The organism is Streptomyces sp. NPDC001532 (genome assembly GCF_040298625.1).
In the GTDB taxonomy this organism is placed as follows: Bacteria; Actinomycetota; Actinomycetes; order Streptomycetales; family Streptomycetaceae; genus Streptomyces.
In genome coordinates this window covers 47,582-56,820 of sequence record NZ_JBEPAL010000054.1, presented here as the reverse complement: position 1 = coordinate 56,820, position 9,239 = coordinate 47,582, and the positions used below count along the sequence as shown (strand labels likewise).

At 72.1% G+C, this 9,239-nt stretch carries 10 protein-coding genes; all 10 read right to left on the bottom strand.

What is annotated here, in order from left to right:
- The coding region (gene cysD / locus ABT232_RS33910; RefSeq protein ID WP_351847427.1) for a sulfate adenylyltransferase subunit CysD at positions 1-485 on the bottom strand (485 nt) is incomplete at its 3' end.
- Positions 482-1,060 (bottom strand): adenylyl-sulfate kinase, encoded by a 579-nt coding sequence (gene cysC, locus ABT232_RS33905; protein ID WP_351847425.1) that lies wholly within the window; start codon positions 1,058-1,060, stop codon positions 482-484. The genes cysC and cysD, both read right to left, overlap by 4 nt.
- A complete protein-coding gene (locus ABT232_RS33900; RefSeq protein ID WP_351847423.1) occupies positions 1,057-1,767 on the bottom strand; it encodes a phosphoadenylyl-sulfate reductase in 711 nt (236 codons plus the stop codon). The genes cysC and ABT232_RS33900 overlap by 4 nt, the downstream gene beginning before the upstream one ends.
- Positions 1,764-1,943, bottom strand: a complete 180-nt coding sequence (locus tag ABT232_RS33895) for a hypothetical protein (RefSeq protein ID WP_351847422.1) — start codon at positions 1,941-1,943, stop codon at positions 1,764-1,766. Before ABT232_RS33895 ends, ABT232_RS33900 begins: the two co-directional genes overlap by 4 nt.
- On the bottom strand, positions 1,940-3,637 hold the full coding sequence (locus ABT232_RS33890; protein ID WP_351847419.1) for a nitrite/sulfite reductase: 1,698 nt from the start codon (positions 3,635-3,637) through the stop codon (positions 1,940-1,942). Before ABT232_RS33890 ends, ABT232_RS33895 begins: the two co-directional genes overlap by 4 nt.
- 128 nt (positions 3,638-3,765) lie before the next feature.
- Positions 3,766-3,849, bottom strand: a complete 84-nt coding sequence (locus tag ABT232_RS33885; protein ID WP_310591794.1) for a putative leader peptide — start codon at positions 3,847-3,849, stop codon at positions 3,766-3,768.
- 126 nt (positions 3,850-3,975) lie between these two features.
- Positions 3,976-4,548: a GNAT family N-acetyltransferase gene (locus ABT232_RS33880; protein WP_351847417.1), complete on the bottom strand. Its 573-nt coding sequence runs from the start codon at positions 4,546-4,548 to the stop codon at positions 3,976-3,978.
- Positions 4,549-4,564: 16 nt separating this feature from the next.
- The gene (locus tag ABT232_RS33875) at positions 4,565-5,740 is read right to left on the bottom strand and encodes a hypothetical protein (RefSeq protein WP_351847415.1); all 1,176 of its coding nucleotides are present in this window, start codon (positions 5,738-5,740) and stop codon (positions 4,565-4,567) included.
- 160 nt (positions 5,741-5,900) lie between these two features.
- A complete protein-coding gene (locus tag ABT232_RS33870; protein ID WP_450871992.1) occupies positions 5,901-7,181 on the bottom strand; it encodes a GAF domain-containing protein in 1,281 nt (426 codons plus the stop codon).
- Between the two features lie 309 nt (positions 7,182-7,490).
- Positions 7,491-9,140 carry an acyl-CoA dehydrogenase family protein gene (locus tag ABT232_RS33865; protein WP_351847410.1) on the bottom strand — a complete coding sequence of 550 codons (1,650 nt, stop codon included), beginning with the start codon at positions 9,138-9,140 and terminating at the stop codon, positions 7,491-7,493.
- Positions 9,141-9,239: the final 99 nt, after the last annotated feature.

The window sequence follows — 9,239 nt, the reverse complement described above, 5'->3', positions numbered from 1 at the left end:
CGCAGGGAGAACACGCGCTCCTTGGCGCGGGCCTTCTCCTCGTCGCGGCGGCCGCCGCCGAAGACGGCGTCGAACCTCTCGCTCTGGATCTTCTCGGTCAGCGGCAGCGTCTGGAGCGGGTTACGGGTGCCGTCCGGGCGCTCCTTGAGCACTCCGCGGTCGATGTAGTCCTGGACGGAGGCCACGTGCAGCCGCAGGTTGTGCTTCGCGACCGCGCGGTCGCGGTAGTCGATGACCTCGGGGAAGTTGTGTCCGGTGTCGACGTGCAGCAGCGAGAACGGCACCGGCGCGGGCGCGAACGCCTTCAGCGCGAGATGCAGCATGACGATGGAGTCCTTGCCGCCGGAGAACAGGATCACCGGCCGCTCGAACTCACCCGCCACCTCGCGGAAGATGTGGACGGCCTCGGACTCCAGGGCGTCCAGATGCGACAGCGCGTACGGGGTCGTGGTGCCCTCGTCGATCGTGGCGACGGTCGTCGTCATGCCAGTCCCCTTTCGGTGAGCAGCGCGTACAGCGACGCCGCGGACTCCTGCACGGTCTGGTTCTGGGACTCGATCCGCAGATCGGGCGACTCGGGCTCCTCGTAGGGGTCGTCGACGCCGGTCAGCCCGGTCAGCTCGCCCGCCGCCTGCTTGGCGTACAGGCCCTTCACATCGCGCACCGAGCAGACGTCGACCGGGGTGGCCACGTGCACCTCGACGTACGGCGTCGAGTTCGCCTCGTGCCGCTTGCGCACGGCGTCGCGGCTGTCGGCGTACGGCGCGATCACCGGGACGAGGGCGACGACGCCGTTGCGGGCGAGCAGTTCGGCGACGAATCCGATGCGCTGCACGTTGGTGTGCCGGTCCTCGCGGCTGAAGCCGAGGCCCGCCGAGATGAACTCGCGGATCTCGTCGCCGTCGAGCACCTCGACGCGGTGGCCCTCCTCGCGCAGCCGGCCGGCCAGCTCGTACGCGATGGTGGTCTTGCCGGCGCTCGGCAGACCCGTGAGCCAGACGGTGGCTCCGGTCGTCACGTGGATCTCCTTGGTGTTCGCCTGAGAGGCATTCGCTGTCATCCGTGCAGTCCGCACTCGGTCTTGGCGCGGCCCGCCCAGCGACCGGCGCGGGCGTCCTCGCCCTCCAGGACGCGGCGGGTGCAGGGCGCGCAGCCGACGGAGGCGTAGCCGTCCATCAGCAGCGGGTTGGTGAGGACGCCGTGCTCGGTGACGTAGGCGTCCACGTCGTCCTGGGTCCAGCGGGCGATGGGGGAGATCTTCACCTTCTGGCGCTTCTCGTCCCAGCCGACGACCGGGGTGTTCGCCCGGGTCGGGGACTCGTCGCGGCGCAGGCCGGTCGCCCAGGCCTGGTAGCGGGTGAGGCCCTCCTCCAGCGGCTTGACCTTGCGCAGGAAGCAGCACCGGTCGGGGTCCCGGTCGTGCAGCTTCGGGCCGTACTCGGCGTCCTGCTCGGCGACCGTCTGGCGCGGGGTGAGGGTGATGACGTTGACGTCCATCACGGCCTCGACCGCGTCACGGGTGCCGATGGTCTCCTCGAAGTGGTAGCCGGTGTCGAGGAACACCACGTCGACGCCGGGCATGGCACGGGAGGCGAGGTGGGCGACCACCGCGTCCTCCATCGACGAGGTCACGCAGAACCGCTTGCCGAAGGTGGCGACCGCCCACTGGAGGATCTCCAGCGCGGAGGCGTCCTCCAGGTCGCGACCCGCCTGCTCGGCGAGTTCCTTCAACTCCTCGGCGGTCCGCTCTCGCTGAGCCGTCGTCATATCCCGTCCCCTCCCGTGGTGTCCTGCCGGAGCCCGCGGGCCAGCAGCCCGAGGAACTTCAGCTGGAATGCGCGGTTGCAGGCCGCGCATTCCCACGCTCCGTGGCCCTCCTCGCTCGGACGCAGGTCCTCGTCGCCGCAGTAAGGGCAGTAGAACGGTGCGGCGCGCTCGCTCACGACAGCGCCTCCTCGGAGGCCCGGGCCGCCCAGGCCGCGAACCGCTCGCCGTCCTCGCGCTCCGCCTGGAAGCGCTTGAGGACCCGCTCGACGTAGTCGGGCAGCTCGTCGGCCGTGACCCTCAGACCGCGGACCTTGCGGCCGAAACCGGCCTCCAGTCCGAGTGCGCCGCCCAGGTGGACCTGGTAGCCCTCGACCTGCTCGCCCTGGTCGTTCAGGACCAGCTGCCCCTTGAGACCGATGTCCGCCACCTGGATACGAGCGCAGGCGTTCGGGCAGCCGTTGAGGTTGATGGTGATCGGCTCGTCGAACTCCGGGATCCGGCGCTCCAGCTCGTCGATGAGCGAGGCGCCGCGCGCCTTGGTCTCGACGATCGCGAGCTTGCAGTACTCGATGCCGGTGCAGGCCATGGTGCCGCGCCGGAACGCGGAGGGCCTGGCCGTGAGGTCCAGCGCCTCCAGCGCGTCGACGAGGGAGGCGACCTGACCCTCTTCGACATCGAGGATGATCATCTTCTGCTCGACCGTGGTGCGCACCCGGCCCGAGCCGTGCGCCTCCGCCAGGTCGGCGATCTTCGTCAGGGTGGTGCCGTCGACGCGGCCGACGCGCGGGGCGAACCCGACGTAGTAGCGGCCGTCATTCTGCCGGTGCACGCCGACGTGGTCCCGCCAGCGCGCCACGGGCTGCGCCGGGGCCGGGCCGTCGACCAGCGGGCGCTTGAGGTACTCGTCCTCCAGCACCTGCCGGAACTTCTCCGCGCCCCAGTCGGCGACCAGGAACTTCAGCCGGGCGCGGGTGCGCAGCCGCCGGTAGCCGTAGTCGCGGAAGATCGAGATGACGCCCTCGTAGACCTCGGGGACCTCGTCCAGCGGCACCCAGGCGCCGAGCCGGACGCCGATCTTGGGGTTGGTGGACAGACCGCCGCCGACCCACAGGTCGAAGCCGGGGCCGTGCTCGGGGTGCTCGACGCCGACGAACGCGATGTCGTTGATCTCGTGCGCCACGTCCAGCAGCGGCGAGCCGGAGATCGCGGACTTGAACTTGCGGGGCAGGTTCGAGAACGCCTTGTTGCCGATGATCCGGCGCTGGATCTCCTCGATGGCCGGGCTGCCGTCGACGATCTCGTCCTCGGCGATGCCGGCCACCGGCGAGCCGATGACCACGCGGGGCGTGTCACCGCAGGCCTCGGTGGTGGACAGGCCGACCGCCTCCAGGCGGTTCCAGATCTCGGGCACGTCCTCGATCCGGATCCAGTGGTACTGGATGTTCTGCCGGTCGGTGATGTCGGCGGTGCCGCGCGCGAACTCCTGCGAGATCTCGCCGATCACCCGCAGCTGCGCGGTGGTGAGCCGGCCGCCGTCGATGCGGACGCGCAGCATGAAGTACTCGTCGTCCAGCTCCTCGGGCTCCAGGATCGCGGTCTTGCCGCCGTCGATGCCGGGCTTGCGCTGGGTGTACAGGCCCCACCAGCGCATCCGGCCGCGCAGGTCGTTGGGGTCGATCGAGTCGAAGCCGCGCTTCGAGTAGATCGTCTCAATGCGTGTCCGCACATTGAGACCGTCGTCGTCCTTCTTGAACTGCTCGTTGCCGTTGAGCGGGGTGAAGTGACCCGCGGCCCACTGACCCTCACCGCGGTGACGGCTCACCTTGCGGCGGGGAGTCGCGGCGGCAGGGTTCTGCGGGGTGGCGGCCATGGTTGATACGTCCTTCGGGACAGGCGGAAAGCGGATCTGACCTGCGCGTATGGGCACTCGGAGGCATACGTGCGCGTCATTGCGCAGGAGCAGACAGAAAAGGGGGGAACCGGGATGCTGGCGGGCGGTCAGCGGGCCGGACAGATGGCGCTGGACATGCGGCCGAGGTCGACGTGCCGTCGACTCACCAAGGCGATTCCAGTTCCAGACATGACGGAAGCGTGTCACGGCGATCTGGACACAGTCCAGCTTCGTCCAATATGCGGACACCCTTGTCTCGCTGGACGAGACAAGGGTGTTGTGGGTCACACCGGCCGCAAGGGCCTTGTCGGTGCAGGTCAGGCAGGGTAGGCGCCCGGCCAGGGGCCCGGCGTGGCGACCTCCGCCTCCTCCTCCACCTTGGTGTCGAACAGCTTGAAGCCCCGACGCTGGTAATTGTCCATCGCGAACTCGCCGTCCTTGCTGCACGTGTGCAGCCACACCCGCTTCGTCGGCGTCCTTCCCGGCCAGCGCTCGGCCAGGTCCCAGGCGCGCGCGGTGCCGTACGACAGCAGGTGGCCGCCGATCCGGCGGCCGCGGAACGCCGGGATCAGACCGAAGTAGAGGATCTCCACGACCCCGTCGTCCTGCGGGTCCAGCTGGACGTACCCGGCGGGTGTGCCCCGGTCGTACGCCACCCAGGTCTCCACGCCCGGCCGCTCCAGCTCCTCCTGCCACCGGGCGTAGCTCCAGCTCAACCGGTCGGTCCAGCGGACGTCCCCGCCCACCGACGCGTACAGGAAGCGGCTGAACTCGGGGGAGGGCACCTCGGCGCGGACGATCCGGACGTCGCCCTCGGGCGCGGCGGTCGGCAGCAGGTCGGCCGGAGAGGTCTGCTCCAGGGACCAGGTGGTCACGGGGATGTTGGTCATGCGGTCAGGGAATCATCTAGTCCAGCGACCTGTCGATCGTGTCCAGTCCCAGCGAGAACAGCATCCGCCCCGACTGCGACCAGACCTCCCCGGTCTCCTCCCAGTAGGACAGCGGCCCGGCCGGTCCGCTCCAGCACTGGTAGGTGCCGTCCGGCCCGCACTGCGCGGTCCCGGCACCGTCGCCGTCCAGCCGCACCAGCGTCCCGCGCCCGTCGAAGGCGCCGGCGCCGCGCGCCAGGTACCACCGGGACCCGTGGGCGAGCACGCCGTGCACACCGGCCGCCTCCGTCTCGTACGCCTCCACCGCGTCCGGGGCGGGCAGCCCGGGCTCGGCGCTGAGGGCGTCGGCGAGGGAGTAGCGCCACAGCCTGGCCGGCCCGTCGGCGTCCGCCGGCACCGCCTCGCTCACCGCCAGGCTGTCCGGGGCGGTGCTGCGGTCCAGGGAGAGGGTGCCGATCCGGGCGTCGCCGGTGAGCCGGTACGCGCCCGCGGCGGGCAGCAGGAAGGGCGCGCCGGAACCGGGCGCGGTGGCCCGCCGGACCCGGTCCACGTCGTACACGTACAGCGTCCGGCCGTCGTCCGCGGCGGCCAGCAGCTTGTCCTGGTACCAGACCAGACCGGACAGCCGCGAGCGCAGCGGCCGGTGGGAGCGGCCACCGTCCGCCGGGACCAGGGGGAGCACCCAGGTGTACGTCATGCGCTCGGCGTCCACGAAGGCGATCCGGGCCCGGCCGCTCGCGTCGCTCCAGCCGGACAGCACCACCCGCCGCGGGCCCCACCGGCCGTCGTCGTCGGCGTCCCCGGACGTGGTGACCGCGCCGGCCCGGGCCTTACGGGTGTCCTCCTCGTCCCAGCACCAGGCGCGGGTGGCCGCCGGCGTCACCGGCAGCGCGGCACGCTCGGCGGAGCCGCAGTCGGCGGCGGGACGCAGCACGCGGTCGGCGTCCGCGAGGACGCCGGCGACACCGACGGCCGGCTGCGGCGCCGACGGATACGTCTCCTCGTGCAGGCGCAGCTCCCGCAGGGCGGCCGTCGAGGTCAGCGGCTTCAGCGGACCGGGGCGGGCCCCGTCCGTGGCCTGGGAGGCGCTGATCATGGTGGCCGCCGCGGTCAGCGCCAGCGCGGCACCGGCCAGGGTCGCGCGCAGCGCCTTGCCCCGCTTGCGCCTGCGATGTCGGCCGCGATGCTTCATCAGTCCTCCCGAGGGACCAACTGCGCCGCTCGTTCCGCACGTTGAGCGTGGAGCAGGTGGGGTGGCCCGTAGGGGGATGCTACGGCAGGGGTCGGGGGTCGGGGACGAAGACCCCGCAATTGATCCCAAGAGGTCACCGGTGTGCCTACGCTGGCCCCGTTCACGGCACCGCTGCCGCGCGGCGCGCCCCGATCACCGCCGGCGCGGTCGAGTGCGGCAGCAGATCGCTCCGGTCGTCGGGCAGGAGCACGGTCACGTCCACCCCCTCGCAGAAACGATACGGCCGGTGCTCCAGGAACCCCCCGAGGTACCGCCGCACCCGCGACAGCTCCGCCCGCACCGTCACCGTCCGCGCCGCGTCGCCGAACATGTCCTCCGCCAGCCCCGCCGCCGTACGCCCCGAACGATGCAGCGCCAGCAGATACAGCAACTCCGCGTGCCGCGGGCTCAGTTCGTGCGTCCAGGACCCCGCGCCGCCGAACACCGCCACCGTCCAGCGACGCGGCTGCGACAGATCCAGCACGATCCGGCTGGCGTCCCGCGGCGACGGCTCCTCCCCCTCCGCCACCCGCACCAGCCAGCCCTCCGCCAACGGCTCCACCACACACCGCCCGAGCGCCGGCAACCACCGGCGGCCCGCGGACAGCGACTTGGGCAACCCGACCCGGCTCGTGTACGGCATCCCCGTCACCGCCGCCGTCCAGCCGTCCCGGTCCACCACCAGCGCCCGCCCGCCCAGCCGGGCCAGCGCCGGCGCCGCCACCGCCCGCAACCGCTCCAGCGCGGTCAGATGCAGCTCCCGCAGCCGGGCCTCCGCCAGCTTCGCCACCGAGTCCACCCAGGCCAGCGTCGCCGGATGCATCGTCTCCCACGGACCGCTCACATCCACCACCCCGAGCAGCCGCCCGTCCCGCGGATCCGTGATCGGCGCTCCCGCACACGTCCAACTGGCCTGCGAACGCACGAAATGCTCGGAGGCGAACACCTGCACGGGCCGCCGCACCACCGCCGGAGTGCCCACCCCGTTGGTGCCCACCACGCTCTCCCGCCAGTCCGCACCGAGCAGGAACCCCAGCGCGTCCGCCCGGCGCAGCACCGCCGAACTGCCCTCCCGCCACAGCACCCGGCCGTCCGCGTCGGCGACCACCATGATGTGGCGCGCCGCGTCCGCCACCGACACCAGTCCCTCCCGCAGCACCGGCAGCACATGCCGCAGCGGCGACTCCTCCCGCCGCCGCCGCACCTCCTCGGGGGTGAGCAGACCCGACCGGAAATCGTGCTCCGGATCGACCCCGCTGCGCAGCATGCGCTCCCAGGACTCCTCGATGACCGGCCGAGGAGCGATGGGCGCGCGCTGTCCGGAAAGGGTGGCGTCGCGCACCTCGCTGAGCACCCGCGCCGCCCGCGCCGCGTCGGTGGCGGCGAGTCGCGTCACGTTCATCGGCGAGTTCGCCACAGTTGTCCTCCGGGGTTTTGCCTCTCGGGCAACCGGTGTCAACCCCTCCGGCCGACGGTTTCCGGTCGCGTACTGATGGTTGTCCCATACTGCCGCCAGCCCGGGACGGAGGGGCACACTCCGGTCACCGGCACCCAACAAGTTGCAACCCCTTGCAACCCTGGTGAACACGCCTACGGTGATTGAAACTTGAGCGACGTCGCCCGTGCGGCGCTCATGGCCTCAAGGGGCCGGCAACGGCGGGGGTGGTGCCGTGTCGGCGCAGCACCACCCCTGCTGACCTGCCCGGACCGCTCAGCCCACGGGCCGGGCCCGCTCCACCACCGAGGCCAGATCCAGCGTGTGCGGCAGCGTCCCGAACGACGCGCCCCAGTCACCGCCCAGCCGCGAGGCACAGAACGCGTCCGCGACCTCCGACGGCGCGAACCGCACCAGCAGCGAGCCCTGCAGCACCAGCGCCAGCCGCTCCACGATCCGCCGGGCCCGCGCCTCGACCCCCTCCAGATCGGCCAGCTCGGTGAGCAGACCCTTGATCGCCCCGTCCAGCCGGTGATCCGCGCCCCGCGCCCGCCCGATCTCCGTCAGACACGCGTTCAACGCCGCCGGCTCCCGCCGCAGCGCCCGCAGCACATCCAGCGCCTGGATGTTGCCCGCGCCCTCCCACACCGAGTTCAGCGGCGACTCACGCACCAGCCGCGGCAGCCCGGACTCCTCCACGTACCCGTTCCCGCCCAGGCACTCGGCCGCCTCCACCGCCACCGCCGGGCAGCGCTTGGTCACCCAGTACTTCGCGGCCGGCACCGCCAGCCGCAGAAAGGCACGCTCCTGCTCACCGCCGTCGTCGTAGGCCGCGGCCAGCCGCAGCGCGAGCGTCGTCGCCGCCTCCGACTCCAGCGCGAGATCGGCCAGAACATTGCGCATCAGCGGCTTGTCGAGCAGCCGCCCGCCGAACGCCTCGCGATGCTCGCAGTGGTGCACCGCCTGGGCGACGGCCTGCCGCATCAGCCCCGCCGAGCCCAGCACACAGTCCAGCCGGGTCGCCGCGACCATCTCGATGATGGTCCGCACCCCCAGCCCCTCCTCGCCCACCCGGCGCGCCCAGGTGCCGTCGAACTCGACCTCCGCCGACGCGTTCGACCGGTTGCCCAGCTTGTCCTTCAGCCGCTGGATCCGGAACACGTTCCGCGTGCCGTCCGCCAGCACCCGCGGCACCAGGAAGCAGGTCAGACCCCCCTCGCCGCCGGCGGAGCGGACCTGCGCCAGCACCAGGAACCCGTCCGACATCGGCGCCGAACAGAACCACTTGTGCCCGGTCAGCTCGTACGTCCCCGCCTCCGCGAGCGGCGTCGCCACCGTCGTGTTCGCCCGGACGTCGCTGCCACCCTGCTTCTCGGTCATCGCCATGCCGAACAGCGCGCCCGCCTTCCGCGCGGCCGGCCGCAGATCACGGTCGTACACCCTGGACGTCAGCCGCGGCTCCCACTCGGCGGCCAGCGCCGGATCGACGCGCAGCGCGGGCACCGCCGCGTGCGTCATCGACAGCGGGCAGCCGTTGCCCGCCTCCACCTGCGTCCACACCAGGAACCCGGCCGCCCGCCGCACATGCCCGCCGGGACGGTCCCACGCCGCGGTCAGCCCCGCCGAGACACCCTTGCCGAGCAGCCGGTGCCAGGACGGATGGAACTCCACCTCGTCGATCCGGTGCCCGTAGCGGTCGTGCGTGTGCAGCCGCGGCGGATGCTCGTTCGCCAGCACCCCCCACTCCTGCACCTGGACCGAACCGGAGGTCCGGCCGAGCCCGGACAGCTCCGAGCGCGCCTCCTCCAGCAGCTCCGGATCGAGATGCCGCTCGACCGCCGCCACCAGCGCCCGGTCGGCCGAGTAGACGTCGTAGCCGGTCAGCGGCGGAACCTGATTGGTCACGGTGTGGGTGCTGCGTGCCATGACTGGGAACCTACCCCGCGCACGCGCCGGGTCACCCGCCTACACGACCCGGACCGGACCGCACCGGCGCACCTGGGTGAGCCGGGCCTCCCGCGACGG